The sequence below is a fragment of the Kitasatospora sp. NPDC059747 genome (assembly GCF_042732955.1).
GTDB lineage: Bacteria > Actinomycetota > Actinomycetes > Streptomycetales > Streptomycetaceae > Kitasatospora.
Genome location: NZ_JBHWGV010000049.1, coordinates 15,409 through 30,410 on the forward strand (window position 1 = coordinate 15,409; position 15,002 = coordinate 30,410).

Genomic DNA, 15,002 nt, shown 5'->3' on the forward strand with positions numbered 1-15,002 from the left:
GTCGGTGCTACTTGGGTGCCGCCGTCATGGAGGCGACCGCCTCCGCCGTGGTGGCCCGGTAGAGGCCCATGCGGGGGTTCAGGACGCGGACGCCATCGGGGAGCGGGAAGTTCTGGGTGTTCGCGAGGGGCATGTTGGTGCCCTCCTCGTCGGCCAGGACGTTGAGTTCGTTGATGCCGGGGGCGGTGCCGGTGGTGGCGCCGCTCGGGTCGAGGTCGATCACGGCGTAGGCGTTCTTGCCGGCCGGGACCGGGAAGCGCGAAGTGCCGCTGGCGAGCACCGGCTTGATGTTCTTGCTCTGGTCGCGCGCGGCGGAGTTGCCCAGGTCGACCCCCGGGGACGAGCTCAGGGTGCAGGCGCTCGCGCCGGTGTTGCGGACGTCGATGACCCACTGGTTGGGCGCCCCGGCGCGTGCCGTCACGTGGATCGAGAGGTGCTGGATGTCGCACGGATCGGTGGCGGCGCCGGTGCCCCCGGTGGGAGGCGTGTGCGTGGCGGGGCGCGACGCAGCGCCCGTCGGGGGCGTGACGGCTCCCTTGGTGGGCGCCGCGGTGGCCGTCGGGCCCGCGACCGGGTCGGCGTTGTCGGGCCCGCAGGCGGTCAGGGCGAGTCCGGCCCCGACGACGAGGACGGCGGGGACGAGCAGCGGGCGGCGGTTGCGAACGGACATGGTGGCTCCCCGATGACGGTTCGTGCTGACTGCGTGGACACCTCACAGGACGGTCGTCCGACGGCATTCGGTGGCACGCGTGGCGTCACAATCATCAGGACATGACAGGGACGCGACCGTGACATTCCGTCAGGTGTGGCGCGGTTGACACGACGAGCCGTCCGGAGTCGGCCGGTCGAATATTCCCTGCGACATCCACGACCCTCCCGGGATACTGCTCGCCATGGATGAGATCGAGGTCGTCGTCGCCCATTCCGAGCGCGCGACCCTGCGCGTCGGCGACGTGTTCCTGAAGGTGGACGCCGACCGGGCGCGCATGGACGTCGAGGTCGAGGCGATGGCCCTGGCGCCGGTGCCGACGCCGGAGGTGCTGTGGTACGAGCCGCCCGTGCTCGCGATCGCCGCGCTGCCGGGGGGGGCGGGGGGGGGGGGGGGGGGGGGGGGGGGGGGGGGGGGGCGGGGCGCGCCCCCCCCCCGCCCCCCCGCCCCCCGCCCCCCCCCCCCCGCGGCCGGCGCCGCCGCACGCAGGCTGCACGACGCGCCGTTGCCGCCGTGGTCGGCCCGGGGAGTGGACGAGTTGGCGGCGGACCTCGACCGCGAGTGCGCGTGGCTCGTGGCGAACGCCGTCCTGCCCGCCGACCTCGTCACCCGCAACCGGCGGGTCGCCGAGGCCGCGCTGCGGCCGTGGACCCCGGTGTTCACGCACGGCGACCTGCAGACCGGTCACGTGTTCGTCGACGGCGACGAGGTCACCGGCATCATCGACTGGTCCGAGGCCGCCCGGGGCGACGCCCTGTTCGACCTCGCCGTCCTGACGCTCGGCCACGAGGAGCACCTCGGCGACGTCCTCGCCGGCTACGGCGCCGACGTGGACGTCGACGTGATCCGCGCGTGGTGGTCGTTGCGGAGCCTGCTGGCGAGCCGCTGGCTGGTCGAGCACGGCTTCGACCCGTCCGCGCCGGGCTGCGAGTTCGACGTGCTCAAGGCCCGGATGTAGGAAGCCCGCGCGGGCGAAACGCTGCACAGACGCTGCGAGTGGTCTCGGTCATCCGCCCGGCCGCACCGTTGCCGTGTGACCCTCTGCACGCAGCAGCGACCCGATGTGCAGCCCCTCCCCTGGATCAACGACGTGGCGCCCGAGGAGTTGTGCCGGCTCGTCGTGGCCGTGGCGGGCGGGAGCGAGGAGGCCTTCGCCCGGCTGTACGACGCCGTCGCCGGACCGGTCTACGGCACCGCCGTCCGGACGCTGCGCAATCCGGCGCACGCCGAGGAGGTGGCGCAGGAGGTGCTGCTGGAGGTGTGGCGCGGGGCAGCCGGGTACCGGCCGGAGCGGGGCACGGTGATGGCGTGGGTGCTCACGATCGCCCGCCGCCGCGCCGTGGACCGGGTCAGGTCGGTGCAGGCCGCGTCGGACCGGGAGACGCGCGCCGCGTCGCTCGAACCGCCCGTCGGCGAGTCGGTCGTCGACCTGGTGGAACGCGAGCTGGACGTGGAGCGGGTACGGGCCGCGCTCGCGGGGCTGAGCCGGGTGCAGCGCGAGTCGCTGGTGCTGGCGTACTACGGCGGGTACTCGCAGCGTGAGATCGCGCAGATGCTCCGCGTGCCGCTGGGCACGGTCAAGACGCGCATGCGGGACGGGCTGATCCGGCTGCGGGCGTCGTTCGCCACCGGTCCTGCGGTCGGCCTCGGATGAGTGCCGGCCCGAAGGCCGTCGGCCGGGACCGCCGGCCGGACGACAATGGGTGCGCCTCCGGTGACTCTCCGGGGGCTTCTGACGCCCCGTTCCCGGAGGACCTGATGGCCGAACCGCCCGTGCCCGACGCCGGGATGCCCACCGGGAGCGTGGCCCGGCGCCTGGGCGTGTCGCCGACGACGGTCCGCTCGTGGGAGCGCCGCTACGGCATCGGCCCGTCGGACCGGGAGCCCGGGCACCACCGCCGCTGGAGCGCGCGGGACATCGCGGTGCTGGAGGCCATGTGCCGGCTGACGGCCCGTGGTGTCCCGCCGGGCGAGGCCGCGCGGGTGGTCCTCGCGACGGCGAGTGAGGAGCCGTTCCAGCCCGAGGAGACGGCGACCGCACGCCCCGGGGGAAGCCGGGCGCTGCGCGTGGGGACGGTACGCGCCGAGTGCCGCGGCCTGGCCCGGGCGGCCGTACGGCTGGACGCCCCGGAGGTGGCCCGGATCCTGCGCGACGCCGTCCACGCGCTGGGGGTCGTGGACGCGTGGACGGAGGTGATGATGCCCGCGCTGCGCGCCGCCGGCCGCAAGTGGGCCGCCGAGGGCGAGCAGTACGTCGAGGTCGAGCACCTACTGTCCTGGCACGTGGCCTCGGTGCTGCGGCATGCCGCCGTACAGCCCGCGGAGGTCCGGGCGGTGCCGCCGGTCGTGCTGGCCGCGATGCCCGCCGAGCGGCACACGCTGCCGCTGGACGCCACCGCGGCCGGGCTGACCGCGCGCGCCCTGCCGTTCCGGATGCTCGGGTCGACGGTCCCGCCGCGGGCGCTGCTCGACGCGGTGCAGCGGATCGGCCCGGGTGCGGTGATGCTCTGGTCGCAGGACCGGCGGACGGCCGACCGGCAGCTGGTGCGGCGGGTGACCGACAGTGCGTGGGGGCCGCGCGGCTCCCGCGGCCGGGCGGTGGTGCTGGTCGCCGGTCCCGGCTGGGACCGCTCCCGGCTGCCGGCCCGCACCGCGAGCCCCCGCACCCTGGCGGGCGCGCTCGACCTGCTGGAGGAAGCGGTCGTCCCGTAGTCCCGGCCGCGGCACATCGCCGGCGCCACGGCCCGATCCGCCGGCCGATGCCCCGACCAATCCGCCGAATGGACGGCTCCGAAGGTTCGGTGCAGACAGCACCCGGGCCGCACCCGCGGCCCCGACGAACCGAGGGGCCTTCGTGACGACAGTCGACACCGTCTCCACCTCCGGAGCCGTCCCGCGGCCCCGGAGCGGACCGCCCGTGCGCCACGCGGTGGTGGTGGGCGCCGGCGTGGCCGGGCTCACCGCCGCGTACGAGCTGTCCGGGGCGGGCGTGCGGGTCGAGCTGTTCGAGGCGGACGAGCGGCTCGGCGGGCACGCGCACACGCAGGAGGCCGTCGGGCCGGCCGGGCGCGCGGCGGCCCTGGACACCGGGTTCCTGGTGCACAACGAGCGCACCTACCCGCACCTCGTGCGGCTGTTCGCCGAGCTCGGTGTTCGCACCCGGGCCAGCGACATGAGCCTGTCCGTGCACTGCGACGGGTGCGGCCTGGAGTACGCCGGTGCGCGCGGCCCGGCCGGTCTGCTGGCCCGGCCCGGGGCCGCGCTGCGCGGCCGGTACCTGCGGATGCTGGCCGAGGTGCCGCGCTTCCACCGGCGGGCCCGCCGCCTGCTCGCGAGGCCCGGGGACGACGGCCCCAGCCTGCGCGAGTTCCTCGCCACCGAGGGCTTCTCGCCGTACTTCGTGAGCCACTTCATGACGCCCGTGGTCTCGGCGGTGTGGTCGTGCGCGCCGGATCTCGCGGGCGACTACCCGGCGCGCTACCTGTTCAGGTTCCTCGACAACCACGGCCTCCTCAGCGTGAACGGCTCGCCGACCTGGCGCACGGTCGTCGGCGGCTCCCGGACGTACGTCGAGCGGATCGCCGGGAAGCTCGCCGAGCGGCAGGGCACGGTGCACCGGTCGGCCCCCGTCCGGGCGGTGCGCCGCCACCCGGGCGGCGTCACGGTCGTCACCGCGGACGGACGGCGCACCCGGGCGGACGCGGTGGTGATCGCCACCCACGCCGACCAGGCGCTGCGGCTGCTCACCGACCCGACCGACGCCGAGCTGGAGGTCCTCAGCGCCTTCCGGTACTCGCGCAACCCGACCGTCCTGCACCGCGATTCCTCCCTCCTGCCGGAGGCTGGCTGGGCCCGGGCCTCGTGGAACTACCGGATGCCCTCGTGCGACGGCCCCGCCGACCGGGTGCGGGTGAGCTACCACCTCAACCGGCTGCTGCGGCTGGACACCGGCGACGACTACCTGGTCACGCTCAACGAGGACGAGCACGACACCGTCCCCGAGGACCTGGTGGTGTCCCGCACGGTCTACGAGCACCCGATCTACACCGCCGGGACCGTCGCCGCCCAGCGCCGCCTCCCCGAACTCGCCACCGCCAGGACCGCGTTCGCCGGCGCCTACCACGGCTGGGGGTTCCACGAGGACGGCTGCCGCTCGGGTGTCCGCGCGGCCCTGTCCCTCCTCGGGGCGGAGGCGCCGTGACCGCCGAAGTCCGCCGCCTGCCCGGCCCCTGGGGCGCCGTGCTGTACGAGACGCGCACCGCCCACGTGCGCACGGCCCCGCTGCGGCACGCCTTCCGGCACCGCGGCTACCTGTGGCTGGTGGATCTCGACCGGCTCCCCCGACTCCCCTGGCCACTGGGAACACTGGCCTCCTTCCGGCCCCGAGACCACCGCCTCAACCCCGGCCACGGGAACGCGACGATCCGGCAGGATCTCCAGGACCACCTCGCCGCCCGGGGTGTGCACCTGGGCCGCGGCCAGGTGCTGATGCTCACTCAGGCCAGGTCGCTCGGCCACGTGTTCAACCCCCTCACCGTCTACTGGTGCCGCGACGAGGCCGGGCGCCCGCTCTGCACCGTCGCCGAGGTGCACAACACCTACGGCGGCCGCCACCGCTACCTGCTGCGCCCGGACGCCGAGGGCCGGGCCGGGACGCCGAAGGAGTTCCACGTCTCGCCGTTCTTCCCGGTCGACGGCGGCTACCGGATGTCCCTGCCGGAGCCGGGCGAGCACCTCCGCCTCGCCGTCCACCTGGAGCGCCCCGGCGGGCGCGTCTTCACCGCCACCGTGCGCGGCACCGCTCACCCGGCGAGCACCGCCGCCCTGCTGCGGGCCGCCCTGCGGCACCCGTTCGCCACGCAGGCCGTGAGCCTGCACATCCGCTACCAGGGCGTCCGGCTGTGGCTGCGCGGCCTGCCCGTTCACCCCAGGCCCGTTCACCCCCGGCCCGTCCCCGACAGCGCCCAGCCCGCCGCCGGGCACCCCGTACGCGAGGAAGAGGTGCCCTCCGCATGACCACCACCCCGGCCGCCCCGCGGTCGGCGCCACCCGCCCCGCCGACCCCGGTCGTCGACCCCGCCCGCTGGCCCGACGTCGCCCGCGTGCCGCACGCCCCGCTGCGCGCCGCCGTCGCCGGCCGGCTGCTGAGCCGGGTCGCCGCCCGCCGCGGCCTGCGCGTCGAACTGCCCGGCGGGCGCGTCCTGCGCCCCGCCGCACCCGGCGCCCCCGTCCTGCGGCTGCACCACCCGCGGGCGTTCCTCCACCGCGTCGGCGAGAGCGGCCTGATCGGCTTCGGCGAGGCCTACCAGGCCGGCGACTGGGACAGCCCCGACCTGACCGCGCTGCTCACCGCGCTCGCCGCCGCCCCGCAGACCCTCGTCCCGGCCGGCACCCGCTGGCTGCGCCGGCTGTACGTCCAGCGCCCGCCGGCCGCCGAGTCGTCCACGGTCGACGGCGCCCGGCGCAACATCCCGCGCCACTACGACCTGTCGAACGACCTGTTCGCACTCTTCCTCGACCCGACCATGACCTACTCGGCGGCGCTCTTCCCGACCGGCCCCGGCCGGGTGCCGCTCGCGACCTGGGACGGCCTGCCCGCCGCCCAGCACCGCAAGATCGACCGGCTGCTCGACCTCGCCGGCGTCGGCTCCGGCACCCGGCTGCTGGAGATCGGCACCGGCTGGGGCGAACTGGCACTGCGGGCTGCCGCGCGCGGCGCCCGGGTGGTCAGCCTCACGCTGTCCGAGGAACAGCTCGCCCTCGCCCGCCGCCGGATCGCCGAGGCCGGGTACGAGGGACGGGCCGAGGTGCGGCTCTGCGACTACCGCGCCGCCGAGGGCGCGTACGACGCCGTCGTCAGCGCGGAGATGATCGAGGCCGTCGGACGGCCGTTCTGGCCGGGCTACTTCCGCACGCTCGACCGGGTCCTCGCACCCGGCGGACGCGTCGCCCTGCAGGCGATCACCATGCCGCACGACCGGATGACCGCGAGCAGCCGCACCTACACGTGGATCCTCAAGTACGTCTTCCCGGGCGGCCTGATCCCGTCCCTGCGGGCGGTCTCCGAAACCGCCGCCCGGCACACCGCCCTGCGCGTGCGCGCGGCCGACGCGTACGGGCCGCACTACGCCGAGACGCTGCGGCTGTGGCGCGAGGGGTTCACCGCGCACGCCGGCCAGGTCGCGGCGCTCGGCTTCGACGACGTGTTCCGGCGCACCTGGGAGCTGTACCTCGCGCACTCCGAGGCCGGGTTCCGCGCCGGCTACCTGGACGTCCACCAGATCCTCCTCACCCGCGGGGCGCCCTCGTGAGCCGGGCCGTCCCGGACGGCGGCGCGTTCGCGCTCAACCTCGCCGTCACCGCCGCCGCCGTCCTCGCGATCATGCTCGCGACGTTCGTCGTCGGGGTGCGCACCGGCCGGCACCGGGCGGTCGACGTCGCGTGGGGCCTGGCCTTCGCCGAACTCGCGCTCGTCGGCTACCTCCTGTCGGACGGTGAGGGCGACCCCGGCCGGCGGGTGCTCGTCACCGTGCTCGTCGCGGTGTGGGGCGTCCGGCTCTCCGCCCACCTGTGGTGGCGCGCCCGGGGCCTGCCGGAGGACCGGCGCTACGCCCGCATGCTCGCCCGCGTGCCCGAGGGCCCGGCCCGCGTCCGGTACGCGCTGCGCAAGGTGTACCTGCTCCAGGCCGCGATCGTCTGGTTCGTCTCGCTGCCCGTCCAGGCGGCGCAGTACGTGCCGTCCCCGCCCGGCGCGCTCGCCTGGGCCGGGGTCGGGCTGTGGAGCGTCGGCCTGGCCTTCGAGGCGGTCGGCGACCGGCAGCTCACCCGCTTCAAGGCCGACCCCGCCAACCGGGGACGGATCATGGACCGCGGCCTGTGGCGCTACACCCGCCACCCCAACTACTTCGGCGACGCGTGCGTCTGGTGGGGCGTCTTCCTGCTCGTCGCCGACACGCCCGTCGGATGGGCGTTCGTCCTCAGCCCCCTCCTGATGACCTGGTTGCTGGCGTTCGGCAGCGGAAAGCCGATGCTGGAGCGCCGGCTCGCCGCCGACCCCCCCGGCTGGGCCGAGTACGCGGCCCGCACCAGCGGGTTCGTGCCGCTGCCGCCGCGCCGGGACCCGAGCACCCCGACCGCACCACCTGCGAGGCCCCACCCGTGACCGTCTCCATCGCCCTGTTCACCCAGGACCTGCGCCTGCACGACAACCCCGTCCTGCACGCCGCCCGCGCCACGGGCGACGAGGTCGTGCCGCTGTTCGTCCTCGACCCCGCCGTCGAGGCCGCCGGCTTCGCCGCCCCCAACCGGCTGGCGTTCCTCGCCGACTGCCTCGCCGACCTGGACGCCTCGCTGCGGCGCACCGGCTCCCGGCTCGTGCTGCGCCGCGGTGACACCGCCGAGCAGGCGGCGCGCGTGGCGACCGAGGCCGCCGCGGGCACCGTCCACCTCGCCGCCGGGGTCAGCGCCTACGCCCGGCGGCGCGAGGCCGCGCTGCGCAAGCACTTCGGCGACCGCCTGCACGTCCACGACGCCTCGCTGACGGTCGTCGGAGCGGGCCGGCTCACCCCGGCGAACCGCGACCACTACGCGGTCTTCACCCCGTACCACCGCGTCTGGCAGGAGGCCCCCTGGCGGACCGTCCTGGGCGCGCCCCGGAAGCTCGACACGCCGGACGGCATCGGCGGCGAGCACCTGCCCACCGCCCGCCCGGCCTCGCCCGCCCTGCCGCGCGGAGGCGAAACGGCCGCCCGCGAGGTCCGGCGACGCTGGGACATCGACGCGTACGCCGACATCCACGACGACCTCGCCGCCGACGCCACGTCCCGTCTCTCCCCCTACCTGCACTTCGGCTGCCTGTCCCCCACCGAACTCGCCGTCCGCGCCCAGCAGCACGGCGGTAACGGAGCCCAGGCCTTCGTCCGGCAGCTCGCCTGGCGCGACTTCCACCACCAGGTGCTCGCCGCCCGCCCCCACGCCGCCCGGCGGGACTACCGCACCAAGGACGACCACTGGCACCACGACGACGGCGAGGCCGAGGCGTGGCGCCGGGGCCGCACCGGCTACCCGATCATCGACGCGGCGATGCGCCAGCTCGCCCACGAGGGCTGGATGCACAACCGCGGCCGGCTGCTGACGGCGAGCTTCCTCGCGAAGAGCCTCTACCTGGACTGGCGCATCGGCGCCGCCCACTTCCTCTCCCTGCTCGTCGACGGCGACGTGGCCAACAACCAGCTCAACTGGCAGTGGGTCGCGGGGACCGGCACCGACACCCGCCCCAACCGGGTCCTCAACCCGCTGCGCCAGGCCGACCGCTACGACCCGGACGGGACGTACGTCCGCCGGTGGGTGCCCGAACTCGCCCACCTCCCGGGGGCCACCATCCACCGCCCCTGGCTCCTCGCCCCCGACTACCCGGCGCCGATCATCGACCCCGACACGCTCACCGCGCGGCTGCGGCACGCCCGGGGCCTGGACTGACAGGGTGGCCCGGCGGGCTCCGCCGATCCGACCGGGCCACCGGCTCCGAAGACCGCGCGACGCCTTCCTAGGACCCCGACACGAACAACCCGACATGAGCGACCCGACATGAACCGCCCGACATGAACGACCTGCCCCCCGCCCCGCCGCGCTGCCTGGTGACCGGCGCGACCGGCTACATCGGCGGCCGCCTCGTCCCCGAGCTGCTCGCCCGCGGCCACCCCGTCCGCTGCCTGGTGCGCGACCCCGGACGGCTGCGGGACCAGCCCTGGCGGGCGCGGGTCGAGACCGCCGTCGGCGACGTCACCCGGCCCGCCACCCTCACCGGCGCCTTCGACGGCGTGGACGTCGCCTACTACCTCGTCCACTCCCTCGGCACCGGCCCCTCGTTCGAGGCCACCGACCGGGAGGCCGCCCACGCCTTCGGAGCCGCCGCAGCGGCCGCGGGGGTCTCCCGGATCGTCTACCTCGGCGGGCTCGTCCCCGACGGCGTCGACGAGAGCGGGCTCTCCCCGCACCTGCGCTCCCGCGCCGAGGTCGGCCGCATCCTGCGCGCCAGCGGCGTGCCGACGGCCGACCTGCGCGCCGCCGTCATCATCGGCTCCGGCAGCGCCTCCTTCGAGATGCTCCGCCACCTCACCGAGCGCCTGCCCGCGATGGTCACCCCGCGCTGGGTCGCCACCCGCATCCAGCCGATCGCCGTCCGCGACGTCCTGCGCTACCTGGCCGGCGCCGCGCTCCTGCCACCGTCGGTCAACCGGACCTTCGACATCGGCGGGCCCGACGTCCTCACCTACCGCGAGATGATGCGGCGCTACGCCCGGATCGCGGGCCTGCGCCGACGCGTCATCCTCCCCGTCCCCGTGCTCACTCCCGGCCTCTCCAGCCACTGGGTCGGCCTCGTCACCCCGGTGCCGGGCTCCATCGCCCGGCCGCTCGTCGAATCCCTGCGCCACGAGGTCGTGTGCGGCGAGCACGACCTCGCCCGGTGGGTGCCCGACCCGCCGGAGGGCCTGACCGGCTTCGACCGGGCCGTGGCGCTCGCCCTGCGCCGCATCAAGGACGCCGACGTCGCCACCCGCTGGTCCTCCGCCTCCCTGCCCGGCGCCCCGAGCGACCCGCTGCCCACCGACCCCGACTGGGCCGGCGGCAGCCTCTACCAGGACCTCAGGGAACGCACGGTCGCCGCCGCACCGGCCGACGTCTGGCGCGTGATCGAAGGCATCGGCGGCGACAACGGCTGGTACTCCTTCCCCCTCGCCTGGGCCCTGCGCGGCCTCCTCGACCGCCTGGCCGGCGGCGTTGGCCTGCGCCGGGGCCGCCGCGATCCGGCCCGCCTGCGGGTCGGGGACTCGCTCGACTTCTGGCGGGTCGAGGAGATCGAACCGGGCCGCCTGCTCCGGCTGCGCGCCGAGATGCGGCTCCCCGGCCTGGCCTGGCTGGAGCTCTCCGTCACCCCGGACGGGGACCACGGCACCCGCTACCGGCAGCGCGCGCTGTTCCACCCGCACGGCCTGGCCGGACACGCCTACTGGTGGTCGGTCGCGCCGTTCCACTCGGTGGTCTTCGGCCGGATGGCCCGCAACGTCACCGAACGCGCCCGCCGGGCGGGCTGAGCGTCAACAGCCACCGCCAGCGGGGCAGCTCGGTACCGCAACAGGCGAGCGCGAGGACGGAGACGAGCACCGCCGCCCACACCGGGAACAGCAGCCAGGCGGCGACGACGGCCCCCGCGAGCTCGGCGAGCACCATCAGGACCGTGACCCACCCGGGCACCGCGACGACCGTCCCCGGCTTGTCCCCGGGCGTCTGCAGCACGGCCGGCACGCCGATCAGCACGACGTCCACCCCGATCGCCAGCAGCACCGAGTGCGGCCACAGCGCGATCGGCAGCCCGATCCACCCCACCAGCTCCAGCCCGGCCCTCAACCCGGTGGCGTACCAGGGCTCTTCGTACGTCCGCGCCATCGTCGCCTCTCCCCCGTCCACGAGTGCCGGGGCAGCGTAGCGCGCAACAGACCTCGGGCCGACCCGTCCCGCCGGTCCGGACGGCGGCGCTGGCGTTGACGTCGGCGTCAAGGTCTAGCGTTCTCTCCATGCGAATCGGCGAACTGGCGGCACAGGCGGGGACGACCACCCGCACCCTTCGGTACTACGAGTCGCGCGGGCTGCTGCCCGCCCGGCGCAACGGCAACGGGTACCGGGCGTACGACGAGGCGGACCTGCGGCTCCTGCGGCAGATCCGGACGCTCCAGGACTTCGGCTTCGACCTGGAGCAGACCCGCCCGTTCGTCGAGTGCCTCCAGGCCGGGCACCCGGAGGGCGACTCCTGCCCCGCGTCGCTGGACGTCTACCGCGGCCGGCTCGCCGAGCTGGACGAGTGCCTGGCGCGGCTGCACGAGGTGCGCGACCGGGTCGCCGCCCAGCTGGCCCGCGCCGAGCTCCGGGTCGAGGCCGAGCATCCGGGCGGGCCCGAACCGCACTGCGAGCTTTCCACCAACCATGCCCAGACGAAGGAGAGTTGAGATGACGGGAACGGAAATTCCGGCCGTGACGGACGCGAGCTTCGCCGCCGAGGTGCTCGCGGCCGACGTGCCCGTCCTGGTGAAGTTCACCGCCGACTGGTGCCCGCCGTGCCGGATGGTCGCGCCGGTGCTCGCGGAGATCGCCCGGGAGAAGGCCGGGGAACTGAAGGTCGTCCAGCTGGACGTCGACACCAACCCCGAGTCCCAGGCGGCCTACTCGATCCTCTCCATGCCGACGATGGTGCTCTTCCGCAACGGCGAGCCCGTGCGCAGCATCGTCGGCGCGCGGGCGAAGGCCCGGCTGCTGCGGGACCTGGCCGACGTCATCTGACGGCCGGACCTCGGGCGCACCCGTCGGCCAGGACCCGGCGGGTGCCGAGGGCCAGCAGGACCACCCCGGCCGACGCCGCCAGGGCGAGGGCCCGTTCCGCGTAGCCGGCGCCGGCGTGGCCGTGCAGCCCGATGAAGGCGATCACGCCGATGAACATCACCGGGCTGAAGGCCAGGGCACCCCCGGACCAGCCCTGCCACGCCGGGTTCGCGCGAAAGTGGGCGGCCAGGACGGACGGGGTGATCACCATGACCGGGAAGCCGACGAAGGAGATCGCCAGGTGCCCCGCCGCCTGCCACGAGCCGGACCCGAGGCCCTGGACGCACCCGGGGTCGGCGGCCCGGCAGTCGAGGCGGAAGAGGACGTCCCACACGTTGTCCAGCCCCAGCGGGGACGCGGCGACGAGCCAGGCCCCCGCCGGTCGCCGCCCGCCGGGGGCGGCCAGGGCCGGGCCCAGCGCGAAGAGGGCGAACGCGATGGTCAGGACGCCCGCGACGCCCTGCGCCGCGAGCACGAGCCCCGCGTGATCGGCCGTCCGCGCCCCCAGGTCGCTGATGCCGTGCGCGGAGCTGCGGTAGCCCCGCCCCTCTGCGATCCCGCCGACCGACCACACGGCAGTGAAGAGGACTTGGGCGACGACCGCTCCCCGGACAAGTGCCATCCGCATGCTCTGCTCCCCCCGACGCCCAACCCCCGTTGATACAGTTGTATCAGATGGAGGGCGTCGTGGAAGAGCCACCGCCCTCCGACCCGGCACGCCTTACCGCGGCACCGCTTACCGCAGCACCTCCGCGAGCACCTCGCCCAGCGGCGGTCCGTCCATCGCCGCGCGCAACTCCTCGACGGCAGAGAGCCGTTCCGCCGCCCCGAGCGCCAGGTACTGTCCAATCCGCTCGTTCAGGCAGCGGCGGAACCGGTCGTAGTGGCCGTCGTCGCGGCGGATCCGCCCGGCCAGCTCGACCAGCGCCGCCGTCCCCGTGAAGTCGTCCTCCGGGACCGGGCGGTCGGGCAGCAGGTCGGCCAGGCCGACGGCGGTCTTGGCGAACAGCGTCCGCTCCAGCCGGCGGACGGTGAACAGGTGCGCGTAGTGCTGCTCGGGCAGCGCGAGCGGGAGGCGGCCGAGCGCCAGCGCCTCGTGGAGGGCGGTCAGGCCGGGGGTGAGCAGGTAGTGCGGGGTGGAGGCGACGTGCCGGAGCAGCTCGCGCTGCGGCACCAGCCGGCAGTCCGCCCGCCGTCCGTCCACCGTGACCGTGCGCGCCCGCCGGCCGCCGAACGGCCCGCCGCAGACCAGGACGCGGCGGAACCGGGGCCAGTCGCGCAGCAGGTCGGGCAGCCAGCGCTCGATCAGCAGCAGGTAGTCGTTGTGCTCGTCGAAGTCGAGCAGGAAGTTGCGGAACCCGCCGAGGTTGATCAACAGGTCGTACTCCGACGCGGCCGGCTCCGCGCTCGCCGCCGCCCGCAGCCCATCGTGATCGACCAGCGCGCCGGTCGTCCGGGGCACCCGCCCCACCCCCAGCCCGGCGAACTCCGCGATCCGCTGCCGCACCCCGGGGAAGTTCTGCACCAGCCCGTGGGTGGCCAGCAGGTGGGCGGCCACCACCCGCTCGTGCGGGGACAGTTCACCGAGGTGCCGGTCCGCCGCCCCGAACCCGGACCGCGGAAGCGTCTCGCAGAGCCGCAGGATCTCCGCGAGCGGCCGTTCCAGGCGCCAGAACGCGAACAGGCTGTCCAGCAGGACCACCGGCCGGTCCGCCAGCACGCCGTGCAGCACGAGGTCGGCGTCCATCACGGACACCACGCGGTCGCAGCCGGCCAGCAGCCGGCTCAGGTCCGCGTCGCGCGGGGCCGGCGAGCGGATCTCGTCGAAGGCGTCCGGATTGCAGTGCGCGAACTCGGCGGCCACGCCGTCCCCGACGAAGATCCGCTCGTGGCCGCTCAACGCGCGCGAGACCGCGACGAGTTCGGCCGCCGGCCCGAACCCGCAGTTCTGCGCCCCCATCACGAGTCTCACGACACCTCCTCCAGACCCGCCGGCACCGCCGCGGACCCGGCCGGGAGCGCGTCCAGCACGGCGCCCAACTGCCGGGCGAACTCCTCCGGATGCTTGGCGTACCCGGCGTGGCCGCCCGGGAAGAGCGCCAGGTCGCGGCCGAGGAGGGCCGCGAGAGCGGCGACCGGACGGTGGATCAGGTAGCCGCGCGACTCCAGGCCGCCGGCCGGCGTGATCCGGTCGGCGAGCCCGCTGAGCGCGGCGACGTCCAGGGGGAACGCGGTCGTCGGGCGCATGACGTGGGCCAGGAAGAACTCCGTGTTGTCGCGCACTTCGGGCAGCGCGGGCGCCGGCCGTCCGCCGAAGGCACCCGCGAGGCTCAGCATCGCCGCCGCGGCCCCGTCCCGCCGGTAGGTCTCGTGCACCTCCTCGAAGAACGCGACCTGCGCCTCGCCGTCCGGCAACAACCGCATCGCCGGGGGCTCGTGGGCGACCACCGCGGCCACGCGGTCGGGGTGCGTCCGCAGCAGTTCGAGGGCCACGAGCGCACCGGCGCAGCTCCCCAGGGCGAGCACCGGTTCGTCGCCCACGGCGTGCCGGTCGAGCAGCCGGAGCGCGTCCTGCGCCTGGACGTCGACCCGCTGGTCGACCGGCGGCCCGTGGAGGGGGCTGCGGGAGATTCCGCGCGGGTCGTAGCTCAGCACCCGGTAGCGGGTGGCGAGTTGCTCGGCCAGTGGTTCGAACACCGCCGCGTCCGAGGCGCCGCCGGGCACCAGCAGGAGCAGTGGTCCGGTGCCTCTGAGCTCGTGGTGCAGGCGCGCCCCGGGGACGTCCAGGGTGCCGGTCTCCAGCGCTGCCATCACGTGCTCCAGGCGCGTTCCGGTGTCGGGCGGTCCCCGGCAGGATACCCACCGGACGCGAACGTTCCGGTGGTCCGACGCGCTGGCGGAAACCGGCCGGAACGCGAGT

Annotated in this window: 16 protein-coding genes; 11 read left to right on the forward strand and 5 right to left on the reverse strand. The window is 75.4% G+C overall.

Annotation, left to right across the window (positions count from 1 at the left end):
* Positions 1–7: 7 nt before the first annotated feature.
* Positions 8–670: a DUF4232 domain-containing protein gene (locus ACFV4G_RS21895; RefSeq protein ID WP_380442858.1), complete on the reverse strand. Its 663-nt coding sequence runs from the start codon at positions 668–670 to the stop codon at positions 8–10.
* 223 nt (positions 671–893) lie between these two features.
* Between ACFV4G_RS21895 and ACFV4G_RS21900 the strand changes: the two genes are divergently transcribed.
* The 9 genes from ACFV4G_RS21900 to ACFV4G_RS21940 all read left to right on the forward strand — a co-directional run bounded on the left by ACFV4G_RS21900 (position 894) and on the right by ACFV4G_RS21940 (position 10,803).
* Positions 894–1,667 (forward strand): aminoglycoside phosphotransferase family protein, encoded by a 774-nt coding sequence (locus ACFV4G_RS21900; RefSeq protein WP_380442860.1) that lies wholly within the window; start codon positions 894–896, stop codon positions 1,665–1,667.
* Between the two features lie 75 nt (positions 1,668–1,742).
* On the forward strand, positions 1,743–2,363 hold the full coding sequence (locus ACFV4G_RS21905; protein WP_380442862.1) for a sigma-70 family RNA polymerase sigma factor: 621 nt from the start codon (positions 1,743–1,745) through the stop codon (positions 2,361–2,363).
* A 104-nt stretch (positions 2,364–2,467) separates the two neighbouring features.
* Positions 2,468–3,421, forward strand: coding sequence for a MerR family transcriptional regulator (locus ACFV4G_RS21910; RefSeq protein WP_380442864.1), 954 nt, complete (start codon positions 2,468–2,470; stop codon positions 3,419–3,421).
* A 205-nt stretch (positions 3,422–3,626) separates the two neighbouring features.
* Complete coding sequence (locus ACFV4G_RS21915; protein ID WP_380442943.1) at positions 3,627–4,910, forward strand: NAD(P)/FAD-dependent oxidoreductase; 1,284 nt, start codon at positions 3,627–3,629, stop codon at positions 4,908–4,910.
* Entirely contained in the window at positions 4,907–5,725 is an 819-nt protein-coding gene (locus ACFV4G_RS21920) for a DUF1365 domain-containing protein (RefSeq protein WP_380442866.1), read from the forward strand. The genes ACFV4G_RS21915 and ACFV4G_RS21920 overlap by 4 nt, the downstream gene beginning before the upstream one ends.
* On the forward strand, positions 5,722–7,020 hold the full coding sequence (locus tag ACFV4G_RS21925) for a class I SAM-dependent methyltransferase (RefSeq protein ID WP_380442868.1): 1,299 nt from the start codon (positions 5,722–5,724) through the stop codon (positions 7,018–7,020). Before ACFV4G_RS21920 ends, ACFV4G_RS21925 begins: the two co-directional genes overlap by 4 nt.
* Before the next feature lie 71 nt (positions 7,021–7,091).
* On the forward strand, positions 7,092–7,871 hold the full coding sequence (locus ACFV4G_RS21930) for a DUF1295 domain-containing protein (protein ID WP_380442945.1): 780 nt from the start codon (positions 7,092–7,094) through the stop codon (positions 7,869–7,871).
* The gene (locus ACFV4G_RS21935) at positions 7,868–9,187 is read left to right on the forward strand and encodes a cryptochrome/photolyase family protein (protein WP_380442870.1); all 1,320 of its coding nucleotides are present in this window, start codon (positions 7,868–7,870) and stop codon (positions 9,185–9,187) included. Before ACFV4G_RS21930 ends, ACFV4G_RS21935 begins: the two co-directional genes overlap by 4 nt.
* A 122-nt stretch (positions 9,188–9,309) precedes the next feature.
* On the forward strand, positions 9,310–10,803 hold the full coding sequence (locus ACFV4G_RS21940; RefSeq protein ID WP_380442872.1) for an SDR family oxidoreductase: 1,494 nt from the start codon (positions 9,310–9,312) through the stop codon (positions 10,801–10,803).
* Here ACFV4G_RS21940 and ACFV4G_RS21945 read toward each other — a convergent pair.
* Positions 10,775–11,155, reverse strand: coding sequence for a hypothetical protein (locus ACFV4G_RS21945; protein WP_380442874.1), 381 nt, complete (start codon positions 11,153–11,155; stop codon positions 10,775–10,777). The two genes, ACFV4G_RS21940 and ACFV4G_RS21945, sit on opposite strands and share 29 nt — an antisense overlap.
* 128 nt (positions 11,156–11,283) lie before the next feature.
* Between ACFV4G_RS21945 and ACFV4G_RS21950 the strand changes: the two genes are divergently transcribed.
* Both ACFV4G_RS21950 and trxA read left to right on the forward strand, forming a co-directional pair.
* Positions 11,284–11,712: a MerR family transcriptional regulator gene (locus tag ACFV4G_RS21950; protein WP_380442876.1), complete on the forward strand. Its 429-nt coding sequence runs from the start codon at positions 11,284–11,286 to the stop codon at positions 11,710–11,712.
* 1 nt (position 11,713) lies between these two features.
* On the forward strand, positions 11,714–12,043 hold the full coding sequence (gene trxA / locus ACFV4G_RS21955; protein WP_380442878.1) for a thioredoxin: 330 nt from the start codon (positions 11,714–11,716) through the stop codon (positions 12,041–12,043).
* Here trxA and ACFV4G_RS21960 read toward each other — a convergent pair.
* From ACFV4G_RS21960 to ACFV4G_RS21970, 3 genes are all read right to left on the reverse strand, one after another.
* Positions 12,036–12,710 carry a DUF998 domain-containing protein gene (locus tag ACFV4G_RS21960; protein ID WP_380442880.1) on the reverse strand — a complete coding sequence of 225 codons (675 nt, stop codon included), beginning with the start codon at positions 12,708–12,710 and terminating at the stop codon, positions 12,036–12,038. The two genes, trxA and ACFV4G_RS21960, sit on opposite strands and share 8 nt — an antisense overlap.
* Positions 12,711–12,818: 108 nt before the next feature.
* Positions 12,819–14,054: a hypothetical protein gene (locus tag ACFV4G_RS21965; RefSeq protein WP_380442882.1), complete on the reverse strand. Its 1,236-nt coding sequence runs from the start codon at positions 14,052–14,054 to the stop codon at positions 12,819–12,821.
* Positions 14,051–14,893, reverse strand: a complete 843-nt coding sequence (locus ACFV4G_RS21970) for an alpha/beta fold hydrolase (RefSeq protein ID WP_380442884.1) — start codon at positions 14,891–14,893, stop codon at positions 14,051–14,053. The genes ACFV4G_RS21965 and ACFV4G_RS21970 overlap by 4 nt, the downstream gene beginning before the upstream one ends.
* Positions 14,894–15,002 lie beyond the last annotated feature (109 nt).

Coding starts and splice junctions, on each gene's coding strand:
- ACFV4G_RS21895 (WP_380442858.1), bottom strand. CDS start 670: ATGTCCGTTCGCAACCGCCGCCCGCTGCTCGTCCCCGCCGTCCTCGTC.
- ACFV4G_RS21900 (WP_380442860.1), top strand. CDS start 894: ATGGATGAGATCGAGGTCGTCGTCGCCCATTCCGAGCGCGCGACCCTG.
- ACFV4G_RS21910 (WP_380442864.1), top strand. CDS start 2,468: ATGGCCGAACCGCCCGTGCCCGACGCCGGGATGCCCACCGGGAGCGTG.
- ACFV4G_RS21925 (WP_380442868.1), top strand. CDS start 5,722: ATGACCACCACCCCGGCCGCCCCGCGGTCGGCGCCACCCGCCCCGCCG.
- ACFV4G_RS21930 (WP_380442945.1), top strand. CDS start 7,092: ATGCTCGCGACGTTCGTCGTCGGGGTGCGCACCGGCCGGCACCGGGCG.
- ACFV4G_RS21940 (WP_380442872.1), top strand. CDS start 9,310: ATGAACGACCTGCCCCCCGCCCCGCCGCGCTGCCTGGTGACCGGCGCG.
- ACFV4G_RS21945 (WP_380442874.1), bottom strand. CDS start 11,155: ATGGCGCGGACGTACGAAGAGCCCTGGTACGCCACCGGGTTGAGGGCC.
- ACFV4G_RS21950 (WP_380442876.1), top strand. CDS start 11,284: ATGCGAATCGGCGAACTGGCGGCACAGGCGGGGACGACCACCCGCACC.
- trxA (WP_380442878.1), top strand. CDS start 11,714: ATGACGGGAACGGAAATTCCGGCCGTGACGGACGCGAGCTTCGCCGCC.
- ACFV4G_RS21960 (WP_380442880.1), bottom strand. CDS start 12,710: ATGCGGATGGCACTTGTCCGGGGAGCGGTCGTCGCCCAAGTCCTCTTC.
- ACFV4G_RS21970 (WP_380442884.1), bottom strand. CDS start 14,893: ATGGCAGCGCTGGAGACCGGCACCCTGGACGTCCCCGGGGCGCGCCTG.